Source organism: Cohnella zeiphila (assembly GCF_014212055.1).
GTDB lineage: Bacteria > Bacillota > Bacilli > Paenibacillales > Paenibacillaceae > Cohnella > Cohnella zeiphila.
Window position 1 is genome coordinate 171,380 of the sequence record NZ_JACJVO010000002.1, and the last position, 20,250, is coordinate 191,629.

Consider the following 20,250-nt stretch of genomic DNA (forward strand, 5'->3'; position numbering starts at 1 on the left):
GAAATACCGCATGTTTGTCCGACCGGAGGGAGGAGGCCGCGATGAAGCGACGTTGGGCCGGCTGCTGCGCCGCCGTGATGCTCCTGCTGGCGATGAATCGAGCCGGCGCTCTGCTGCCGCCAACCTATGCCGAAGAAGCGGAACCGATGACCGACGAGACCCGTCAGCTGCTGGAGAAAGGCTTGTCGCTCGTCGAGATCGACCGCGAGATCGACCGCATCTCCGGGCTTCGCGATACCGCCGGCAAGCAGATCAAAGAGACCTCGAACCGCCTCTCCCAGCAGGAGATCGCCATCGCGGCGAAACGCGAGCGGGCGGGCCGGGTGCTGCGCTCTTACTATATGGGCCAGAAAGACGCGATGTGGGCCTCGCTGCTCAGCTCCCGCTCCTTGCCCGACTTGCTCCGCACGTGGGAGCAGATGGATTTGATTTTTACCGCCGACCGCCGGTCGATGAACGAATACGAAACGGATTACAAGAAGCTGAAGGCCGGGTACGACACCCTGCAAAAAAACGAACGGGATCTGGCCGGCATCGAGAGCCAGCTGAAAGCCCAGCGCGACCGGATCGTCGCCTTGCAGAAGGAAGTCGAGCAGGCGCTCTCGGCGAGCGACGATGCGGACCATCTGCGTCAGATGATGGACGAAATGCAGACTTACTGGCAGAACGTCGGACTGTACGTCGTCCGCGACCATTTCGATGCGCTCGCCAAAGCGATGAATAAGCTGCCCGAGTGGATTCAGCAGAATCCCGACATGCTGAAGACAAGCGGGCTGAAAACGACGCTGACCATTACGGACGATCAGCTGAACGAATTTTTGCGCGGCCAAGACGACCGGCTGAAACAATTTACGATCTCGTTCCATCCCGGCAAGCTGTCGCTTGAAGGAAGCGACGGCGGCATCCAGGTGGGCATCGAAGGGCATTACACCGTCGAAGAAAAACCCGAGAACGCCATTCTTTTTCACATCGACAAGCTCGTCTTCAACGGTCTGGAGCTTCCCGACACGACGCGTGCCGATCTGGAGCGGCAATTCGATCTCGGCTTCTACCCTCAGCAATTGATCAAATTCGTCAAAGCCGACAGCGTCAGCCTCGAAGACGGCCGCTTAACCGTCGTTCTCCGCTTTGGCAAGTAAGGTCGCCCATTGCCCTTTCCATTCGGCGAAGACGGGCGTCCCGCTTGTCCATTGTTTGAGCAGCGTTCCGAGCGTTCGCAGCTTCTCCGGAAGATCGGGCGCGACCGACAGCGGAGCCTGGTTGGGGAATCGCTGGGCGCCGGCCCCCGACAAGTCCGGGAGATCGCCGGCCCCGCTTTCATAAAGCGAACGATAGACGGGCAGCCGCCCCGTCTCGCGCGCCATATCGCTTTGCTGGTCCCGGCCGGTCATCTCGCTGATCCAGGTCATCGCCGCATCCTCGTTCCCGGTCCACGCGGACAGTACGAAGCTCTCCCCGTTCGGCCAAACGAACGGCGTCTCCCAGGCCGACCGGTCGATCCGCAGCGACGAGGCGGCGGAAGCGGGAAGCTCCGCAAGTCCTTTTACCGCCTGAGAATTGCGAACGACCGCCGCCCCGTATTGTCCTGCCGCGAACGCGGTCCAGAACGTCCCGCCTGGCGATGCCAGGGCGATCCCGCCGCGCTGTTGGGACAGCAGCGTCAGCGCCTGCTCGTAAGACTGGGAGCTCCAGGCCGCATCCGCTCCCGCTTCCGCCGGCTCGAGCCATTCGTCCTGCCGCTTGCCCGTAACTTCCCCGATCCAGGCAAGCAGCGCATACGGGTCGGACGGATCGAGCGCCAGCCAAGAAGCGTTCACTCCCTTCTCGGCCAGCTTCTGCGGCCATTCCGCCCACTGCGCCGGTCCCGACGGGATCGATTGCGGAGCGTCCGGCCGGGCGGACGCCAGCACGTTGCGGTTCCAGACGAGGACATAAGGATCAAAATCCCGCGGCACGCCCCACAGGTAACCGTTCCATTTCATCTGGGACAGCAGCACGCCGAATTGCTCCGAGAGCGCCTCCCCGGGATAGGCGGAATCGACGGGAAGCAGCGAGCCGGCAACGGCGAGCGGCTTCACCTGCTCGTTCGGCAGCAGCACGATGTCCGCTCCGTCCAGTTCGTCCGACAGCTCCGCGAAATCGGCCTCGCCCGGATCGATGCGCTGCCATTCGACCCGGATCTCCGGATGAACCGCCGACACCTTGGCGCTCTGCTGCTCCAGCAGCGCCATTCCGTCTTCGTCCGCGACCGCGGCGACCTGAAGCACGGCCGGATCCTCCGTCAGCGGAGGCGAAGACGGAGATGCTTCGCCGGGGTCCTGCGTCTTTTCCGGCGCGGCGACCGGCTTGTCCGCCGGCATGGGCGCGTTCGTCGCGAGCGGGGAAACGAAGAGAACCATAATTCCGAAAATGATAATGACGAGCAGCAGTTTCCTTCGGCCCAAGGGCGGCGACCTCCTCTCCAACGGATAGCCGAACCGGCGTTTGTCGTTTATCATGATAGCAGGAACGACCGCGAATGTCGCGTGTTTTTGTGGAAACGCTTCTTTTACGATCGGAGGTTGGCAAAATGAGACGAATATGGGCCTTGGAGGCGCTGGCTCCTGCCGGACCGGGTCCGGGCTTGTCCGGCAGTCCTGCCGTTTCGGCCGCGGCGAAGCTGCTCGGAGCGGATACGGACGGCCGCGACATGCTGATCGTCGGCCATCCGGACGACGTGCCGGCGGCCCAAGCGCTGCTGGCGAGCCATGGCGCGAAGGCGGACATGCTTGAGCTGCTCGAGCTTCCGCCGGAGGGGCTCCGGCCCGGGCCCCTTTTCGAAGATTACATCATCGAGTCCGCGGGCGGACGGCGCTTCGCCGTCGCTTCCGAGACGGCCGTCTTCCGGCTGCAGGCCGAAGGGCCGGAAGCGGACGCCGCCCCGGCCCTTCTTCAATTGGAGGAGAACCTGATCGCTTCCATAGAAGAAGACGAATTCGAATGGCATTTGGTCGCAAGCCACGAGGTCGAATGGTGCGAACGGGTCGCCCGGGCGTACGGCTGCCAAGCGGAATGGCGGTCACCGAAATCGTAGATGACCTGCGCCATCGGAGCCCCTTCAGCGTCCGCCTTCGGCTTCGGCAGCAGCGTTGCTCCCCTACAGCTTTTCCGCCGCCAGCTGAGCGAGACGGCTTCTTTCCCCTTTTTCCAAGGTGATGTGGCCGCTGATCGCTTCCCCTTTGAACTGCTCGATCAAATACGTCAGGCCGTTGCTCTGGGCATCCAGATACGGGTGGTCGATCTGCTCCGGATCGCCCAGCAGCACGATCTTGCTATGCTCGCCGACGCGCGAGACGATCGTCTTCACTTCATGCCGGCTTAAGTTCTGCGCCTCGTCGATGATGATGAATTGCCCCGGGATCGAACGCCCCCGAATGTACGTCAGCGCCTCGACCTGGATGCTGCCGAGCCCCATCAGAATCTTGTCGAGATCGCCCGCTTTTTTCGTGTCGAACAAATACTCCAGATTATCGTATATCGGCTGCATCCACGGACGCAGCTTCTCTTCTTTCTCTCCCGGCAAATAACCGATATCCTTGCCCATCGGGACGACCGGACGGGCGATCAGCAGCTTCTTGTATTTGTGTTCGTCCTCGGTCTTCAACAAGCCGGCCGCCAGCGTCAACAGCGTTTTGCCGGTTCCGGCCCGCCCCGCCAGCGTCACGAGCGGAATATCGTCGTTCAGCAGCAGCTCCAGCGCCATTCGCTGCTGGGCGTTGCGCGCCGTGATGCCCCACACCGGATCGTTGCTCATATGGAGCGGCTCCAAGCGCTGGCCGTCCTGGCTCACCTTGAGCAAAGCCGATTTGGACGTGCCGAGCTCGTCGCGCAAAATGACGAATTCGTTCGGCTGAAGCCGGACGTTCAAGTGCAAGGAAGGAATACCGAGAAAACGGTACGTGTAAAATTCGTCGATAACGGATGGATGGACATGGAGCGTCAAGTAACCGGTATATTGATCGGAGGGAGAGACGGTGCGGTCGCTCAGGTAGTCTTCCGCGTCGATGCCCAGCACGTCGGCTTTGACCCGCACGAGCACGTCTTTGCTGACCAGAATGACCGGCCGGGGCTCCGCCTTCTCCTGCTCTTCCTGATGGTAATTGAGGGCAACCGCCAATATGCGGTTGTCGTTGGTCATCTCGCCGAATAGTTCCTGAACGCGGACGAACCGGCGATGGTTCATCTCGACTTTAAGCAGTCCGCCGTTTTCCAGTGCGACACCGTCGTGCAGACGGCCGATCTCCCGCAGCCGGTCCAGCTCTCTCGATACGTACCGGGCGTTGCGCCCGATCTCGTCGGCGAGCCTTTTTTTGGAGTCGATCTCCTCCAGAACGACGGACGGGACGACCACCTCGTTCTCTTCGAACGAGAAAATGGCCAGCGGATCGTGAAGCAGCACGTTGGTATCGATCACGTAAATTTTTTTCATGCGGGTCCCTCCCGGATTCGGCGAATTGACGACAAAGGATGCGAACGCTTCCTGAATCGCATGCGGACGACAGGGAACAATGAGAGCAAGGTTGTAGGTTGCTGGCGAAAGCGGACTCGATTTCGCTCGCTTTCCGGGCATCGCCTCCAAGCGGAATAATTCAACGGGATGGTGATTTTCGATGAAATGGACCAAGACCGGCAGCGGAATCGCCGCCGGGCTGCTCGCGGCAACGCTGACGTCCGGCCTCGCGGGCTGCGCGATCAACAGACAGGCGACGCCGGCTCCGCAAACGCAGCAAGTTCGCGTTCAGAGCACGACGCCCGCCGCTCCGGGAACAGTGCCGATCGCTCACCCCAAAGAAGTGGCCGCTCACTTGGAGCAGCTGGCCAAGGGAATTCGCGGCGTCAAGGGAGCGAACTGCGTCGTGTTCGGCAATTACGCGGTCGTGGGCATCGACGTCGATTCGAAGATGGACCGCACCCGGGTCGGTGCGGTGAAATACGCGGTCGCCGAAGCGTTCCGCAAAGATCCTTACGGCGTAGACGCAGTCGTCACCGCCGACGTCGACATGGCGCAGCGGCTGCGCGAGATCCGCACCGACGTGATGAATGGCCGGCCGGTCTCCGGCTTCGCCGAGGAGATGGCCGATATCGTCGGGCGCCTCGTGCCGCAGCTGCCGCGCAGCGTCGTCCCTCCCGCTTCCCCGGACGGAACCGCCGGCATTCGCCAAATGCAGCGCCAAACGACAACGTCCGGCACTTCGCACCACCCGGCAAGATGACAAAAGCCCAGCGAGCATAAGCTCGCTGGGCTTTGTTGCCTTGCCGCACACGGATTCCGCACAGATGCCTCGATCTTCGACACGAGTCGTCAACCTCTTCGTCATCCGACGTCCTCCTCGTTCCGTCAACCTCTCTCGGCCCGGACGGGCGGGAGAGCGGCTGCCGTTTGGATGGCCCCATTATAACATAGCGCCGAACGTGATCCAAGCGTCAATCTGACCCATCATTGCGAAGCGGAGGCGGAGGAGGACGGGGAGGCGGACGCCTCAACCGTCCGTCCGTTCGGCGTCATCTCTTCGGCCAGCGCCTGCTTCGCCTGCTCCAGGCTGTCGTCGTTCAGATAGACGTAAGGACTTTTCCACACGCCTTCAAGCGGAAGGAAGCGAATATGATTGCGGTCGATATCGTAATACGCTTTGAGCATGTTCTCGATTTGGGCTTTCGGAATATCCGTCTCCATGTTGTCGCCCACGGCACCGATGACGTTGCCGAGCTTAAGCGCGCCGCCCACCGACTTCATCTTGTCGACGACCGCGCCGAGCACCCGGCTCTGCCGGTCGTTTCGCTCAAAATCGCTCGATTGCGCCGTTCCCTCGTTCGACTTGCGGTAGCGCACGAAGTCCAGCGCGTTCTTGCCGTCGAGGTGCTGGTCGCCCTTCTTCAGATTGATGTTCGTTCCGTCCGCATCATCCCGGTACTTCATGTTCTGGTCGACATAAACATCGATGCCGCCGAGCGCGTCCACGACGTCCGAGAAGCCCTGAAAATTGATGACCGCCGAGTAATTGACCGGGATGCCGAACATATCGCTCGCCAGTTCCTTCATCTGGTCGCGGGCGTAGGCATCGGCTTCCGCGCCCTTCAGCTTCTCCTCTTTGTCGGCTCTCCTATGATAGTAGGCATAGAAAGCATTGATCTTCTGCTCTACATACCCGTCGAGTTGCGGATCGGTGTCGCGCGGCACCGAGACGACCGTCGCCGTGTTCGACTTCGGGTTCATCGCGATCAGCATGACGACGTCCGTATTCATGCTCCCGGTCTGCTTCCGGTAATCCATGCCGAGCAGCAGCATCGAGAGCGGCTTCACCTGCGCCCGATCCGCGGAAGCGATCGGGTTCGCGTTGCCGGCCGGAAGCGCGACCTTGTTCAGCGCGTTGTTCGCCTGCTGCCACAAATTGCCGGCGTAAACGCCCAATCCGACAATGACGATGGCGAAAAAAACTAACAGGAACCAAAGCCACCGGCGCGGGCGTCTCTTCTGCTTCTTCGCGGCTTTGACTTTGACCCCGCTTCGCGTGCGCGGCGGCAAAGGCGTGCTGGCACTCATGGCTTCACCTCGATGTCAAAAGTGTTCGGAGTCCCCGGCTGCGCCGTAAAGCTCATTAGCCAATTGATCGACCGCCTCGCGGTCGAACCAAGCTGTCTTGGCCGCTTGTCCCCGAACCTGGTACGCAACGTAAATCTTCCCCTCGTCGCGCCCTTCGTTCAACGTCTCGAACGACTCCAATTCGTGATCATCCGACAAAATTTGCGCGAAATAGCGCAGCGACTCCCGAGCCGCCTCGTCCTCGGGACGGCGCTCGGTCATTCGCTTCGTCTGCAGCCAGTAGAACAGCGTGTCCGTCAGTTGCATGACGCTCCCTCCATTCGCGCCCGGCTAACGGCTTGGGCTTGTAAGAACCCCTGCTAATTTGACGATGGTTCGAGGCAGATAGTTTCAACTTGGAGAATGTTGGCGCTAGGGAAGCCGGGAGACCGTCCCTCAGCGGGGCTCGGGCGGGTTGGCGGCCGCAGGCTCCGATTCTCCGGCCTTGCGGCCCCGGCGCTTATCGTAGAACTGGCGCGCCCGGAGCATGAGCATCATGATGACGGCGACGCCCATGCACTGGATGATCGGCAGCTTGTCCAGCTGCAGCAACAGCAAAACAAGGCAGCCGATCGCCATGATGACATGGACGATCGCTTCCTTGATAATCGGCAGCCTTCCCATGCGGAACACCGCGTTGAAGATATAAATCGTGAAGGCGAGAATGAGCAGATAGGATACGACAGGATGCTCGTGAAACCAATGTTGCATCGGGAATCCCTCCTATGTAACGGCCGCGCGGACGGCCGCCTGGAAGAAGCCGGGCGTCGTTTAGACGCCGGCTTCCGCCATCTTGCGCTGTTTTTCGTACCGGTCGCGCTCGCCCTTGTTCAAGACCTTCTTGCGCAGGCGGAACGTCTTCGGCGTAATTTCGCACAATTCGTCGTCGTTCAAATATTCGAGCGCTTCTTCCAGCGACATGAGCCGCGGCGTCTTCAACTTCACCGTTTCTTCCTTGTTTGCGGTCCGGATGTTGTTCAGCGCCTTCTCTTTGCAGATGTTGACGATGATGTCGTTCTCGCGGGTATGCTCGCCAACGAGCATGCCTTCATAAATCTCCGTTCCCGGTTCGAGGAACAGGATCCCGCGGTCCTCAACGCCCATCATGCCGTATACCGTCGACGTTCCCGTCTCGCTGGCGATCAGAACGCCTTGGTGACGGCCGCCGACTTGACCGCCGACGACGGGGCCGTAGCTGTCGAACGCATGGTTCATGACGCCATAGCCGCGCGTTAGCGTCAGGAAGTTCGTTCGATAGCCGATCAGACCGCGCGCCGGAATGAGAAATTCCAGACGAATCTGGCCGTTGCCGTTGTTGATCATATTGACCATCTCCGCCTTGCGCGTGCCGAGGCTCTCCATGACGCTGCCCATGCTCTCTTCCGGCACGTCGATCAGAAGGCGTTCGATCGGCTCGCATTTGACGCCGTCGATCTCGCGGATGATGACCTCCGGTTTGGAGACTTGCAGTTCGAATCCTTCGCGGCGCATGTTCTCGATCAGGATGCCGAGATGAAGCTCGCCGCGTCCGCTGACGACGAAAGCGTCAGGGCTGTCCGTCTCGTCGACGCGCAGGGAGACGTCGGTCTCAAGCTCCTTCAGCAGCCTCTCCCGCAACTTCCGGGAGGTGACGAACTTGCCTTCGCGGCCGGCGAAAGGACTGTTGTTGACGAGGAAACGCATCTGCAGCGTCGGCTCGTCGATCTTTAGCACGGGCAGGGCTTCAGGGTTCGCCGGATCGGCGATCGTCTCGCCGATATTGACGTCCTTGATGCCGGCAATGGCTATGATGTCGCCGGCGGCTGCCTCTTCCATCTCGACGCGCTTAAGCCCTTGGAAGCCGAACAGCTTCTCGATCCGAGCCTGGCGAATTTTGCCCTCGCGGTCGAGAACGGCGACGGGTTGGCCTTGACGGATCTTGCCGCGGTTCACGCGGCCGATCGGAATGCGGCCCAAGTATTCGTTGTAGTCGAGCAGGGTGACGAGGAATTGAAGCGGCTCCTCGGTATTCTCCGTCGGATAAGGAATCTTCTCGACCACCGTCTCGTAGAGCGGCTCCATCGTGGTACCCAGTTCGCTTGCGTCCAGGCTGGCAATGCCGTTCAGGCCCGAGGCGTAGACCACCGGGAAGTCCAACTGATCGTCGTTGGCTTCCAGCTCGATGAACAGCTCCAGCACCTCGTCAATGACTTCCGCAGGACGGGCGGCCGGACGGTCGATCTTGTTGACGACGACGATCGGCGTCAGTCCGGCCTCCAGCGCCTTGCGCAGCACGAACTTCGTCTGCGGCATGCAGCCTTCGAAAGCGTCGACGACGAGCAGCACGCCGTCCACCATCTTCATAATGCGTTCCACTTCTCCGCCGAAGTCGGCGTGTCCCGGCGTATCCACGATGTTGATCAGATAGTCCTTGTAGTGAATCGCCGTGTTTTTGGCCAAAATCGTAATGCCGCGTTCGCGCTCCAGATCGTTGGAGTCCATGGCGCGCTCCTGCACGTGCTCGTTGTCCCGGAACGTGCCGGATTGGCGCAGCAGCTGGTCGACCAGAGTCGTCTTGCCGTGGTCTACGTGCGCGATAATGGCGATATTGCGAATGCGATCTCTTGGATGCATGCTTCCACTCCTATCTTTATATCAAGGGCAACCCCTTGGCTTACGCGAAAACAAAACGCCGACGCGAGGTCGACGTTTCACCTACATCCCTTCTATTATACGCTAACCGGATCAATAATCAAGCGATTATCGAAAGCGCGGCCTGAACCATACCATCCAGCCCCCAAGGAGGATCAGTACGATCGCGATGATGTAGAGGCCCCATGTCCACATCAGCGTCAGCAGGAACAGCACGACCGACAGCGCGGCGAGCACGACGGATGCGGTCCAGAGGCCGCGAGTGCGGACTTCGCCGAACATATAATACTCGTACAGCCCTACCGCCACCGCGAACAGGAAGAACGGCCACAAGTACTTCATGGAGCTCCAGTCGAACCAGTTGCCTACGAGAAGCAGCACGGAGACCACCGTCAGAATGCCGGCCGGGATCAGCGATACCGCCGGCAGAAGCCGCCCGAAATAAAGCACATGCAGCAGAATGCCCGGAATCAGGATGAACAATGGCCAGAAGACCGTTCCGATAAAAGCGAACACGCCCAGCTTGCCGAGCAAAATCACCAATCCCGCAGCCAAGATCAGGACGCCGACCGCGGCGGATTGTTTGTTCACGACACTCCCCCACTTTACCACGAGACTGCAAATCCGTAAGTTGGATCGCCGCTGTCCCTCCGGCGCCTCTTAACGTCGGCAGAAGGATAGGGCCGCCTCTCTTTTTACTTTTAGTGTAATGGAAGTCGGGAGAAAAAACCAGTTCCCGAAGGCAGAAAAAAGGAGGAAACGGGAAGTTCCGCCGCTTGAACTTTTATACCCGCTTGCGGCGCCGCAGAAGCAGGGCCGCCAGTACGAGCAATGCGACCGCCGCATATGGCGCGACTTCGGCGAACTTGGACTCCGCCCCCGGAAGCAGGCGGGCAAGTCCGGGATCCTTCATCAGCATCTCTCCCGCCGCGTAACCGAGCAGGCCGCCTCCGAGGTAGACGAGGAACGGAAGCCGGTCAAGCAGTTTCAGAATAAACGAACTTCCCCATATAATGATCGGAATGCTCATCGCGATGCCGATCAGGATGAGAACGAGATCTCCCCGCGCCACGGCCGCGACGGCCAGCACATTGTCCAGGCTCATGACGAAATCGGCCGTGACGATCGTCCATACCGCCCCCGAAAGGCTGACGGCGGAGCGCATCTCGTCCCCCGGCGGGCGATGGTCGTCCAGCAGCAGCTTCAAAGCGATGGCGAAAAGCAGCAGCGCGCCGGCGATTTGCATGTACGGAACGTTCAGCAGCGCCACGGCGGCCGCCGTCAGGACGCAGCGGAGCCCTACCGCCGCGGACGTTCCCCACCAGACCGCGGCTTGGCGCCGCGCCGGCGGCAGTTTCCGCGCGGCCATGGCGATGACGATGGCGTTGTCTCCGCTGAGCAGCAGATTGATCAGCACGATTTCGGCAAAGACCATGAAGTTTTCTCCGATTCCCACCTGCCATCTCTCCCCTCAGAGGAGATTTATGTACAGGCCCGTCCGGATATGCAAACTGTTTTTTCTCCGAAAAATGAATCGGGTTGCGGCTTGCTGCGTATTACCGTTTGAAAGTTACGGGGGGGAAAAGCCATGGAACTGTTCAGCCTGGAGTTTGCGACCGCGCTGCTGACCATCATTTTCATCGATCTGCTGCTGGCCGGGGACAACGCCATCGTCATCGGATTGGCCGCGCGCAACTTGCCGAAGAACCACCAGCGTAAAGCGATTTGGCTGGGCACGGGAGGAGCCGTAGCCATCCGCGTCGTCGCTACGCTGCTCGTCGTTTATTTGCTCAAAATTCCGTTTCTGCTGGCTGTCGGAGGTCTCGTCCTCTTATGGATCGCCTTCAAGCTGCTCGTGCAGGAAGATCACCATGGGAACATCAAGGCGGGATCGTCGTTATGGACGGCGATTCGCACGATCGTCATCGCCGATGCCGCGATGGGACTGGACAACGTCATCGCGGTCGCCGGAGCTTCGCACGGCAACGATCTGCTCGTCGTGCTCGGCCTGCTGATCAGCATTCCGGTCGTCGTCTGGGGCAGCACGCTGTTCGTCGGCTTGCTCGCCCGCTATCCGTGGATCATCTACTTCGGCTCCGGCGTTCTCGCTTATACGGCCGCCAAGATGGTAACGCACGAACCGAAGCTGGACGCGATCTTCCATGATAGCCCGGCGCTCAGCTGGACCTTTATCTCCGTCATGGTCGTCGTCGTCGTGGCGGGAGGCTGGCGGGCGAACGCCGTCAAAGCCGCCAAAGCCCAGCGCCGAATAGCGGCGGCGGCAGCGGCGGAGCGGGAGGACGAAGAAGGCGTGAACTGGAAGACCGGTTCTTCCTAGTCCGGACACAAACCAAAATCCCTCTGATCCGAACGCCGCGAGGCGGTTCCGGATCAGAGGGATTTTTAATTCCCGGCTAGAACCAGCGGTCTTCCGAGGACGAGGCCGGAGCTCCTTCCGGTTCCGCCGCCCCGTCCGTTCCGGCGGGACGGCCGATTTCGCCGGAATCGGCTTGCTTCCGTTGCTCGGCCATTGGTTTCGGAGCGCCTCCGCCTGTTGCTCGCCCTTTGGACGTCATAACGATCGTTTCCGTTCCGTTCACCGCTTCGTCGATCAGACGTTCCAGCTCGCCTCCTAGCATCCGCTCCGCTTTCTCCACGATTCGCAGGTTGGGGTTGGTCGCGGGGGATTTGGGGACGAACAGCGTGCAGCAATCCTCATAAGGAAGAATGGAAGTCTCGAACGTGCCGATCCGCCCGGCGATCTCGATGATCTCCTGCTTGTCCATCATGACGAGCGGACGAAGCAGCGGCATCGACACCGTGCGGCCGATCACGTTCATGCTTCCGAGAGTCTGACTGGCGACCTGGCCGAGGCTGTCGCCGGTCACGAGCGCAAGCGCCCCGCTCTTCTCGGCCAGCCGCTCGGCAATGCGCAGCATCGTGCGGCGCATCAGCGTAATGATCAGATGGTCGTGTCCGCTCTGCGCCATCCTCGTCTGGAGTTCGGTGAACGGGACCAAATGCAGTTTGATCCGGCCGCCGTAATGGGCAAGCCTCTGCGTCAAGGTCACGACCTTCTCCGTCGCCTGCTCGCTGGTGTAGGGGTAGCTGTGAAAATGGACCGCTTCGATCTCCAGCCCTTTGCGCATCGTGAGCCAACCCGCGACGGGGCTGTCGATGCCGCCGGACAGCAGCAGCATGGCTTTGCCGTTCATGCCAAGCGGGAAGCCGCCGGCTCCCGGAATGGCGCCGCACGTCAAGTAGACGCCTTCCGGTTGAATGTCGGCCTTGAGCTCGACGTCGGGATGATGAACGTCCACTTTCAGGTTCGGCGTTTGGCGCAGCACGTGCGCGCCGATCAGATGATTCATTTCCTGCGAATCGTGAGGGTACGCCTTCCAGGCCCGCTTGACCGTGACCTTGAACGTCTGCGGTGCCGGCTTCAGCTCGCGAATGACGGCCAGCGCGCCGGCCCGAATATCCTCCAGATCATGGCCGGTCCGTACCGCCGGGCTGAACGAATGAAGACCGAACACGTCCTTCAGGCGGTCCTTTATCTCTTCGAAGCTCTCGCCGTTCAGCCGAATGTAGACCCTGCCGTACCCCCGCTCGAACGCGAGGGCGGGCCACTTCGCAAGCGCTTCGCGAATTCGGCTCATCATCAACCCTTCAAACCGGCCGCGGTTTCGGCCCTTGATCGTCACTTCTCCGAGCCTTACCACTATCAAATCATAGTTCATCCTTGCCTACTTCCTCTCCAAAGGCTTCAGCCGGGCGACCGTTTCCGCCAGTCGTTCGGCCAGTAGCCGGATGTCCTCTTCAGTATGCTCGTCTCCGAGGCTGATGCGGATGCTGCCCGAGGCTCTCGCCTCGTCTAGCCCCATCGCCGACAGTACCCGGCTGGGCTTCAAGCTCTTGGACGAACAGGCGGATTGAGTGGAGACGAGCACGCCTTGCTCCTCCAGCATATGAACGATCACTTCCGGCCTCATGCCGGGGTAAGATATGTTTATTACATGCGGTGCCACGTTCTCCGCGTCTTCCGGCACGTTAAGCACGAGCTCCGGGATGCTCCGGAGGCGGTCCAGCAAATCCAGGCGAAGCCGGCGCATCGTCCCCGTCCGGCTCTCCAGCGATTCCGTCGCCAGTCGGAGCGCCTGCACGGTCCCGACGATGCCGGGCACGTTGGACGTGCCGCTGCGCGTGCCGCCTTCCTGTCCGCCTCCGGCCAGCAGGGGCTCCAGTGACGTCCCTTCGCGCACGAGCGCGAGGCCGACGCCCTTCGGGCCGCGGAACTTATGAGCGGACGCCGTATAAAAGTCCACGCCAGAGCCGCTCCAGCGAAAAGGCACTTTGCCGACCGCTTGCACGCCGTCGACGTGAAATTTCGTTCGCGGGCGCCCTTGCAGCACCTTTCCGATCTCCTCGATCGGCTGAATGACTCCCGTCTCGTTGCCTACGTGCATGACGCTTACGAGCACCGTCTCGGGACGAAGGGCGGCTTCGACATCGGCGGCGGACACTCGGCCGAGAGAGTCGACCGGCAATACGGTCACTTCGGCGCCCCAACGTCCCAGCTGCTTGATCGTCTCAAAAACGGAAGCGTGCTCGACCGGCGTGGTAATGATATGTTTCGTTCCTTGAAGAGACGAAGCAAAATAGACGCCTTTGATCGCCAGGTTGTTGCTCTCCGTTCCGCCGGACGTGAAGACGACTTCCTCCGGCTTCGCTCCCAGCCGTTCTGCCGCGGAGGCGCGAGCCCGTTCGACAAGACGCGCCGCCTCCGTTCCGGCCCGGTGCAGCGCCCCGGCATTGGCATAATGAAGCGCCATCAGCTCGCCGACCGTTTTCAAGACTTGCTCGTACGGAGGCGTCGAGGCGCAGTGATCGAAATAGAGCGTCTTCATCTTCTTTCGATTCTCCTTTCCAACGGGGAGGTGCCTCCCAACCGTCATAAAAAGGATCAAAGCAAGATGCCCGCATCCCGCTTTGATCCCCGTCGTTGCCTATAGGCCGTTCGTTCTCCCGATTTACAGCGAGGCGCTCCACGAGTCCTTCGCCTGCAGCACTTTCCGAATGTACGATTGCGTCTCGCCGGGAAGCTCCGCAAGCCGGGCCGCGACGTCCTCGTTCGTCTTCAAGCCCAATCGGTCGATCGCTCCAGGACCGGCATTGTAAGCCGCCAAAGCGGTTGCCGCATTGCCGTCGTACTTGCGAAGCAGATAAGACAGGTAGCGGGTTCCGGCATCGATGTTCTGAGCGGGATCGAACGAATCGGTGACGCCGAGACCGCGCGCCGTACCGTCCATCAGCTGCATCAAGCCTTTCGCCCCTGCGGAAGACACCGCATCCGGCCGGAAGGAAGATTCCGTCTGGATGACGCTCTTGACGAGCGCCGGGTCGACGCCGTATCGCGAGGCCGCTGCGGTAATCAACCCGTCGAAGGATGACGTGAAGCCATCGTCCGCCGACAATCCGCCGCCGAGGCCGGACAGGCCGAGGCCAGCCCCTGTCAAGCCGGAGCCGGCGCCCAGCAGTTGCAGCATCGAAAGGCTATCGGGCGAATTCGCTCCGGAATCCAAACCGGAACCGAATCCCAGTCCGATATCGGTCAAAGCGTCCGCGCCGGTCAATTGGCCCAACAGTTGCGAGAAAAGCCCGCTCCCATCCGAGTCCGTACCGTCCGCCGAAAGCCCCGTTCCGGCGAACGGATCGATTCCGGACAGGAATTGGGACATCAACAATTCCTTCATTACCCGAGGATCCATCGTTACGTTCATATCGGACATGTTCCGCAGTCTCTCCCGTGTTGCTTGCCGTTTTTCCTTATTGTACAACAAGTCCGGTGCCGCGAAAAGTCCCGTTTCCCGTTCCCGGCCGCTTAAGAGTCCTTCGGCCGAAACGTATGGCAGCAAGTCGATGCGGAATCGTCCGACCGGTCCCGGTGTTCACCGAGCTCGCCGGCGAATTCCTCGTCTCCCTCCGTTCGGCGCGAACGGGCATGCGCGTCGATCTCGATCAGAATCTGATCGGCGGCGCAACGGTTGCCTTCTCCCCAAAACGTGCAGTTGCTGACGCTGCAGGATACTCCACCCGGCATAACGCAAATCACCTCCCGATCCTTAATGTGCTCGCCACGTTCGGCGGCCATGCGGATCGGGAGGTGGAGGCTGGAGGGAGAACGGACTCTCCCTTATTTAGATTGGCCTTGCATTCTGCACTGGATCAGGTATTCGCTCTCATAGTACGTAAGGTCTTCGCGCAGTTCCTCGAAAGCGCGGGAGATGCCCAGAACGACGTCGCGAACGGCCCGTCCCGGCTTGGCGCGGAAGCGGATGGCATCCTGGCCCGTATAGGCGTAGCGCCCGTCTTCCGAATACCCTTCGTTCTTCGGATAAAAATACGCGTTGACGCAGTGGTGGTACACCTCGTAAAGGGCTCGCTCCGCGGACTTCTGGTCGAAATTCGGCCGGCGCAAAATCGCTCCGAGCTTCTCGTAAGCCACCTCGGAAAAGACCAGCAGATGACGCAGGTCGGAGAGCAGTCCGGCATGGACGGCGACCGCTTCTTCCGAAGCGTCTTCTCCCGTCAATTGCGGCAGCGCGTTCCGGTTCAGGAACGTCTCCAATACGTCAATCGCGGATTTCAGTTTTTCCCGGCTGGATTCGGCAAGCGCCTTTACGTTGGCGGTCGGCATAAATGGCTTTCCCCTTTCATTATCCACAAACGTGCCCGATAGTTGTCCCGTCTGCAGTTCGCTGTTTCCGGCGAAAAATCAAAATCATCGTACCACAAATCGATCCGGAACGGTACTGGCAAGGGCGAAAAATCCCGTATAATTTTGCCCATCCTCTTCAAGCTAACGATAGGATGTCTTGGGCAAGTCGACAGCCCATCCAAAGGAGGCAAAAAGCGAATGCGCCGCAATGCGTTAATCGGTCTACTCTTCACCGCCGCCGTCGCTCTCTTTATTGTGCCGGTGATCGCGCCGCCCCGCACGGCCAAATCCCCGGCACCCGCGCCGAACGAACTGGCTGTTCCCGCGCCCGTTCCGAGGGAGCTGGCCATCCCCGCCCCGGTCGCCAGCCCCAGGCTTCGCGCGGAAGCGGAAAAAATGTCCAAACAGCGGATTTTGCAGCGTGACATGGAGGCGACGGAACTGCTCTGCCGTTCGGACTGCACGCTCGACATGACCCGCTTCCTTCGCGACCACGCCGGCATCAAAGCCGAAGACCGCGCCGCCCACCTGCGCCAGGCGATGAAGGAACATCCCCACATGCTGAAGATCGCCTGGACGTCGCAGGGCAAGACGGTCCAGGCCGGCAAGCCCGCGGACGGCTTGGAGCAAGCCGCGGCAGCCGATTGGAAGCAAGCCAAGCAAGCGCTTCGGCAAGGGAAAACATACCAGTCCCGAACGTTCAAGTACGGCGGCAAAGACCATTTCGTACTGGCGCTTCCGGACGGCGGCAAGCCCGGCGAAGGAGTGGCCGCGCTTGTCACCACCGACGTCGTGCAGCAGGTGGAGCGCCATCAGAAGCGCAATTTGCGCCTGACGCCTTATCCGTCCGAAGGACGGTACCGGCTGGAATCGGTTCTTCCGAACACCAACCGCGATACGACCGTCAAGAACGGCGAGGACAATCAAAACGCGAGCCACTATGCGGTCGACGAGATCGTCGTCAAGTTCCAAAAGCCTCTGACGTCCAAGGAGCTGCTCGCGCTGCGCAAGGAACTCAGCTTGACCGTGGTCCGGCATCGCGGACAGACGTACTTGTTCCGCTCAAGCCGCTACAAGATGGATCAGCTTAAGGAACGTTTCGCCAAGTGGAATCCGGTCTACGTCGAGCCTCACTATTTGTATTTGACTCACGAGACCGGCGGAACATCCGGCGCTTCTTCCGGGTCTTCCGCAACCGGTACGGCAGGAACGATCGTCCCGAACGACACCCTGTACTCGAAGTATCAGTGGAACTTGCCCGAGATCGCCACGAACAAGGGCTGGAATGTCACGCGCGGCAAAGACGACGTGGTCGTCGCGATCGTGGACACCGGCGTACAGAGCGACCATCCCGATCTGAAAGGCAGGCTGGTCCAGGGCACGAACATCATCGACCCGACCCAGCCGCCGAACGACGACGTCGGCCACGGCACCCACGTGGCGGGCATCATTGCGGCCCAGGTGAACAATAACGAAGGTGTCGCCGGCATGACCTGGTATACGAAAATCATGCCGGTCAAGGCCCTCGACAGCTCCGGCGCCGGCACGACCTACTCGGTGGCGGAAGGCATCATCTGGGCGACGGATCACGGCGCCGACGTCATCAACATGAGCCTGGGCAATTACGCCGAAGCCCAGTTCCTGCACGATGCCGTCAAGTATGCTTACGATCACGGAGTCGTTTTGGTTGCGGCGACGGGCAACGACAATACCGACCGCCCGGGTTATCCGGCGGCTTATCCCGAAGTATTCGCCGTCGGGGCGACCAATCAGGACGAGTCGAGGGCCGAATACTCGAATTACGGGGATTACGTGGACGTTACCGCGCCAGGCACTTCGATCGCCAGCACCTATCCGGGCAGCCGATACGCGGCGCTCTCCGGCACGTCGATGGCCTGCCCGCACGTCTCGGCGCTCGCTTCCCTCGTGCGCGCCGCCAATGCCAATCTGGGCAACGAGGATGTGATGGATCTGCTCCGCAAAACCGCCAGGGATTTGGGTCCTGCGGGCAAAGACGTCGACTTCGGCTATGGCCAGATCGACGTGGACGCGGCCGTTCGTGCAGCCAACGCCGAAGCTGCGTCGCAGCAGCAGGCGGAAACGCCGCCGCAAAATCTGGCGGGAGAAACGGGCGAAACGGGCGAATCGTTCGCCGAGCGGATTCGCCGCCAATTGGAACGGCTCTTCGGCACCGACGGCTCCCAGCCGTAAACCCCTATCGTGATCGCAGCGGCCCGAAAAAAGGAATGTAACGTTCCTTTTTCGGGCCTTTTTGTGAATCTTTGCGATTGTTCATGCATTTTTAAGCGTTCGCATGTACAATGGGATTGGGCCGTTTTGCCTGTCCAAGTTAAGGGGGAAAGGAAGAGGATTCTTGCAAAAAGCGCAGCGAAAAATGGGAGTTAAGCAACAAAGGGAACTGGAGAAGCGCAAAAAACAACGGCGTATTCAAATCTTGACTTGGTCTACGGCCGTCGTCTTTGTCGCCTTGATCGTTCTGCTGTTTGTATTCAGGCCGGACGGGGAGTCGATCTCCATCGATTACGACCACGTTCCGACGATCGGGTCGACGGACGCGAAGGTAAAGCTGGCCGAATTCGGCGACTTCAAGTGCCCGACCTGCCAAATGTTCGCTCAGAACATCATGCCTGAGATCCAGAAGGATTACATCGATAAGGGGCAAGTCTCGCTCTCATTCTTGAACTACATGATTATCAGCCCTCAAGCCGACTCGTACACGGCGGCGCTCGCCGCGCAATCGGTTTACCATCAGAACAAAGACGAGTTCTGGAAATACTATGAAGCGATCTACAATAACCAGCAGGACGAGCGTACGCTTTGGGCGACGGCGGACAAGCTTGTTCAGATCGCCAAAGACGCGAAGCTGAACATCGACTTTGACAAGCTGCGTCAAGATATCGACAACGAGACGTACCAAGACGAAGTCCTGGATCAGACGAGCCTGGCGAGCAGCAAGCAATTCCCGGGCACGCCGACGATTCTGCTGAACGGCAAGCGGCTGACCGACGACCAGGCGCTTAACATCAACAACCTGAAGGCCGAGATCGACAAGGCGCTGGCGGCCAAATAGGACGGATAATGGATGACGGAGGATGAAGCGACGTGACGGCGATTCGAAGCTACGGGCTTTACTTGGCGTTTCTCGTCTCGCTGGTGGCGACCGGCGGCAGTCTGTTTCTAAGCGAAGTGATGCACTACATCCCTTGCAACCTGTGCTGGTTCCAACGCATCTTCATGTACCCGCTCGTGCTTCTGCTTGGCCGGGCGGCTCTCCGCGACGACCGCGGCATGGCCGGTTATGCCCTGCCGCTCAGCGTCATTGGCGGGCTGATCTCTCTCTATCATTACGGCGAACAAAAAGTACCCGGCATGGCGAGCATCGCGCCCTGCCGGGTCGGGGTGCCTTGCAATAAAGATTATCTCGACTGGTTCGGCGTCATTACCATTCCGCTGATGGCGCTGGTCGCGTTCGCGCTTATCACCGCCCTGCTGATCGTCATTCGCGCCGGTCGCCATGCCGAGGCCGACGAGCCGGAAGAATTCGCCGCGGCCGACTGAGCCGTTCCGGCATGCCGAATCCATAACCCGCGCAAATCAAAACCCGCAACCTCTGGAAAGAGCGTTGCGGGTTTTGATTTGCAGACGAAAAGTTTGCCGTAAGCCGGGTTCTGTGCTTCCGGTGGTCAGAACGGGCCGTGCGGCCCTCCCACGGATGGAAGCGACAATCATCTATCTAGGCCGTCCGTTGCCGAACGGCTCAAGCGACCAACCCGAACGCGCCCCGGGCAAGGGCTGCAGCCGAAGCTGCCGCGTTCCTCTTCGGTCTTGCTCCAGATGGGGTTTACCAGGAGCAGAGTCGCCCATGCTCCTCGTGGTCTCTTACACCACGGTTCCATCCTTGCCTGTGCCAACCCCAAAAGGTATTGGGGCCCCCGTGAAGTAATCGGAATAAGCTTCGAAGCTCTACGTCACTTTGCGGGGATCGGCCATCGGCGGTCCATTTCTGTGGCACTATCCTTCGGCTCGCGCCGACTGGACGTTATCCAGCATCCTGCCCTACGGAGCCCGGACTTTCCTCTCGCGGCGCGAAGCCGCCAGCGATTGTCTGTCAAGCTTTCCGATCTGCAACGTTTAGTATAACGCGAATCGGCTTCCGGCACAACGGCAATCGTTGACTTCCGAGGGCGCCGGGATCCGGCTATGGCGTTCATCCCCAAGTTACCCAATATCCCATCTGCTCAGTTTCGCCTGCCGAAACAAC

General features: G+C 60.3%; 20 protein-coding genes and 1 other RNA gene. 7 read left to right on the forward strand and 14 right to left on the reverse strand.

The features are described from left to right. Positions 1-41 precede the first annotated feature (41 nt). Positions 42-1,139, forward strand: coding sequence for a coiled-coil domain-containing protein (locus H7C18_RS02025; RefSeq protein WP_185127342.1), 1,098 nt, complete (start codon positions 42-44; stop codon positions 1,137-1,139). Here H7C18_RS02025 and H7C18_RS02030 read toward each other — a convergent pair. Beyond that, complete coding sequence (locus H7C18_RS02030) at positions 1,110-2,444, reverse strand: extracellular solute-binding protein (RefSeq protein ID WP_185127343.1); 1,335 nt, start codon at positions 2,442-2,444, stop codon at positions 1,110-1,112. The two genes, H7C18_RS02025 and H7C18_RS02030, sit on opposite strands and share 30 nt — an antisense overlap. Positions 2,445-2,569: 125 nt before the next feature. Between H7C18_RS02030 and H7C18_RS02035 the strand changes: the two genes are divergently transcribed. Further along, positions 2,570-3,073, forward strand: coding sequence for a hypothetical protein (locus H7C18_RS02035; protein ID WP_185127344.1), 504 nt, complete (start codon positions 2,570-2,572; stop codon positions 3,071-3,073). A gap of 63 nt (positions 3,074-3,136) precedes the next feature. Here the strand turns inward: H7C18_RS02035 and H7C18_RS02040 are convergent, their stop codons facing one another. Continuing rightward, entirely contained in the window at positions 3,137-4,468 is a 1,332-nt protein-coding gene (locus H7C18_RS02040; RefSeq protein ID WP_185127345.1) for a PhoH family protein, read from the reverse strand. A gap of 181 nt (positions 4,469-4,649) precedes the next feature. On the opposite strand from H7C18_RS02040, the gene H7C18_RS02045 reads away from it, so the two are divergent. After that, complete coding sequence (locus H7C18_RS02045; RefSeq protein ID WP_185127346.1) at positions 4,650-5,252, forward strand: YhcN/YlaJ family sporulation lipoprotein; 603 nt, start codon at positions 4,650-4,652, stop codon at positions 5,250-5,252. A 224-nt stretch (positions 5,253-5,476) separates the two neighbouring features. On the opposite strand, the gene H7C18_RS02050 is transcribed toward H7C18_RS02045, so the two are convergent. The 6 genes from H7C18_RS02050 to H7C18_RS02075 all read right to left on the reverse strand — a co-directional run bounded on the left by H7C18_RS02050 (position 5,477) and on the right by H7C18_RS02075 (position 10,706). Further along, a complete protein-coding gene (locus H7C18_RS02050) occupies positions 5,477-6,580 on the reverse strand; it encodes an LCP family protein (RefSeq protein ID WP_185127347.1) in 1,104 nt (367 codons plus the stop codon). Positions 6,581-6,595: 15 nt separating this feature from the next. After that, positions 6,596-6,886 (reverse strand): hypothetical protein, encoded by a 291-nt coding sequence (locus H7C18_RS02055; RefSeq protein ID WP_185127348.1) that lies wholly within the window; start codon positions 6,884-6,886, stop codon positions 6,596-6,598. 129 nt (positions 6,887-7,015) lie between these two features. Beyond that, on the reverse strand, positions 7,016-7,330 hold the full coding sequence (locus H7C18_RS02060) for a YlaH-like family protein (RefSeq protein WP_185127349.1): 315 nt from the start codon (positions 7,328-7,330) through the stop codon (positions 7,016-7,018). A gap of 60 nt (positions 7,331-7,390) precedes the next feature. After that, positions 7,391-9,232, reverse strand: coding sequence for a translational GTPase TypA (typA, locus tag H7C18_RS02065; protein ID WP_185127350.1), 1,842 nt, complete (start codon positions 9,230-9,232; stop codon positions 7,391-7,393). 126 nt (positions 9,233-9,358) lie between these two features. Further along, complete coding sequence (locus H7C18_RS02070; RefSeq protein WP_185127351.1) at positions 9,359-9,841, reverse strand: hypothetical protein; 483 nt, start codon at positions 9,839-9,841, stop codon at positions 9,359-9,361. 193 nt (positions 9,842-10,034) lie between these two features. After that, a complete protein-coding gene (locus tag H7C18_RS02075) occupies positions 10,035-10,706 on the reverse strand; it encodes a TerC family protein (protein ID WP_337912721.1) in 672 nt (223 codons plus the stop codon). 132 nt (positions 10,707-10,838) lie between these two features. Between H7C18_RS02075 and H7C18_RS02080 the strand changes: the two genes are divergently transcribed. Further along, positions 10,839-11,588 carry a TerC family protein gene (locus H7C18_RS02080; protein ID WP_185127352.1) on the forward strand — a complete coding sequence of 250 codons (750 nt, stop codon included), beginning with the start codon at positions 10,839-10,841 and terminating at the stop codon, positions 11,586-11,588. Between the two features lie 76 nt (positions 11,589-11,664). Here the strand turns inward: H7C18_RS02080 and thiI are convergent, their stop codons facing one another. The 5 genes from thiI to H7C18_RS02105 form a co-directional block, all read right to left on the reverse strand. Then, the gene (gene thiI / locus H7C18_RS02085) at positions 11,665-12,990 is read right to left on the reverse strand and encodes a tRNA uracil 4-sulfurtransferase ThiI (protein ID WP_185127353.1); all 1,326 of its coding nucleotides are present in this window, start codon (positions 12,988-12,990) and stop codon (positions 11,665-11,667) included. 6 nt (positions 12,991-12,996) lie between these two features. Beyond that, positions 12,997-14,157 (reverse strand): cysteine desulfurase family protein, encoded by a 1,161-nt coding sequence (locus H7C18_RS02090; protein ID WP_185127354.1) that lies wholly within the window; start codon positions 14,155-14,157, stop codon positions 12,997-12,999. 123 nt (positions 14,158-14,280) lie between these two features. Continuing rightward, on the reverse strand, positions 14,281-15,039 hold the full coding sequence (locus tag H7C18_RS02095; protein ID WP_238357405.1) for a lytic transglycosylase domain-containing protein: 759 nt from the start codon (positions 15,037-15,039) through the stop codon (positions 14,281-14,283). A 92-nt stretch (positions 15,040-15,131) separates the two neighbouring features. Further along, positions 15,132-15,350 carry a DUF1540 domain-containing protein gene (locus H7C18_RS02100; RefSeq protein WP_185127355.1) on the reverse strand — a complete coding sequence of 73 codons (219 nt, stop codon included), beginning with the start codon at positions 15,348-15,350 and terminating at the stop codon, positions 15,132-15,134. A 93-nt stretch (positions 15,351-15,443) separates the two neighbouring features. Then, positions 15,444-15,947, reverse strand: a complete 504-nt coding sequence (locus H7C18_RS02105; RefSeq protein ID WP_185127356.1) for a DUF3907 family protein — start codon at positions 15,945-15,947, stop codon at positions 15,444-15,446. 219 nt (positions 15,948-16,166) lie between these two features. Between H7C18_RS02105 and H7C18_RS02110 the strand changes: the two genes are divergently transcribed. The 3 genes from H7C18_RS02110 to H7C18_RS02120 all read left to right on the forward strand — a co-directional run bounded on the left by H7C18_RS02110 (position 16,167) and on the right by H7C18_RS02120 (position 19,547). Then, entirely contained in the window at positions 16,167-18,179 is a 2,013-nt protein-coding gene (locus tag H7C18_RS02110) for a S8 family serine peptidase (protein WP_185127357.1), read from the forward strand. Positions 18,180-18,423: 244 nt separating this feature from the next. Next, positions 18,424-19,059 (forward strand): DsbA family protein, encoded by a 636-nt coding sequence (locus H7C18_RS02115; protein WP_185127358.1) that lies wholly within the window; start codon positions 18,424-18,426, stop codon positions 19,057-19,059. Positions 19,060-19,091: 32 nt separating this feature from the next. After that, on the forward strand, positions 19,092-19,547 hold the full coding sequence (locus tag H7C18_RS02120; protein ID WP_185127359.1) for a disulfide oxidoreductase: 456 nt from the start codon (positions 19,092-19,094) through the stop codon (positions 19,545-19,547). Between the two features lie 84 nt (positions 19,548-19,631). Here the strand turns inward: H7C18_RS02120 and rnpB are convergent. Beyond that, positions 19,632-20,106: RNase P RNA component class A (gene rnpB, locus H7C18_RS02125), an RNA gene on the reverse strand. Positions 20,107-20,250 lie beyond the last annotated feature (144 nt).

Excerpts from the sequence above, each read along its gene's own strand:
- H7C18_RS02025 (WP_185127342.1), top strand. The coding sequence starts at position 42 with ATGAAGCGACGTTGGGCCGGCTGCTGCGCCGCCGTGATGCTCCTGCTG.
- H7C18_RS02035 (WP_185127344.1), top strand. The coding sequence starts at position 2,570 with ATGAGACGAATATGGGCCTTGGAGGCGCTGGCTCCTGCCGGACCGGGT.
- H7C18_RS02040 (WP_185127345.1), bottom strand. The coding sequence starts at position 4,468 with ATGAAAAAAATTTACGTGATCGATACCAACGTGCTGCTTCACGATCCG.
- H7C18_RS02045 (WP_185127346.1), top strand. The coding sequence starts at position 4,650 with ATGAAATGGACCAAGACCGGCAGCGGAATCGCCGCCGGGCTGCTCGCG.
- H7C18_RS02050 (WP_185127347.1), bottom strand. The coding sequence starts at position 6,580 with ATGAGTGCCAGCACGCCTTTGCCGCCGCGCACGCGAAGCGGGGTCAAA.
- H7C18_RS02055 (WP_185127348.1), bottom strand. The coding sequence starts at position 6,886 with ATGCAACTGACGGACACGCTGTTCTACTGGCTGCAGACGAAGCGAATG.
- H7C18_RS02060 (WP_185127349.1), bottom strand. The coding sequence starts at position 7,330 with ATGCAACATTGGTTTCACGAGCATCCTGTCGTATCCTATCTGCTCATT.
- typA (WP_185127350.1), bottom strand. The coding sequence starts at position 9,232 with ATGCATCCAAGAGATCGCATTCGCAATATCGCCATTATCGCGCACGTA.
- H7C18_RS02080 (WP_185127352.1), top strand. The coding sequence starts at position 10,839 with ATGGAACTGTTCAGCCTGGAGTTTGCGACCGCGCTGCTGACCATCATT.
- thiI (WP_185127353.1), bottom strand. The coding sequence starts at position 12,990 with ATGAACTATGATTTGATAGTGGTAAGGCTCGGAGAAGTGACGATCAAG.
- H7C18_RS02090 (WP_185127354.1), bottom strand. The coding sequence starts at position 14,157 with ATGAAGACGCTCTATTTCGATCACTGCGCCTCGACGCCTCCGTACGAG.
- H7C18_RS02095 (WP_238357405.1), bottom strand. The coding sequence starts at position 15,039 with ATGTCCGATATGAACGTAACGATGGATCCTCGGGTAATGAAGGAATTG.
- H7C18_RS02100 (WP_185127355.1), bottom strand. The coding sequence starts at position 15,350 with ATGCCGGGTGGAGTATCCTGCAGCGTCAGCAACTGCACGTTTTGGGGA.
- H7C18_RS02105 (WP_185127356.1), bottom strand. The coding sequence starts at position 15,947 with ATGCCGACCGCCAACGTAAAGGCGCTTGCCGAATCCAGCCGGGAAAAA.
- H7C18_RS02110 (WP_185127357.1), top strand. The coding sequence starts at position 16,167 with ATGCGCCGCAATGCGTTAATCGGTCTACTCTTCACCGCCGCCGTCGCT.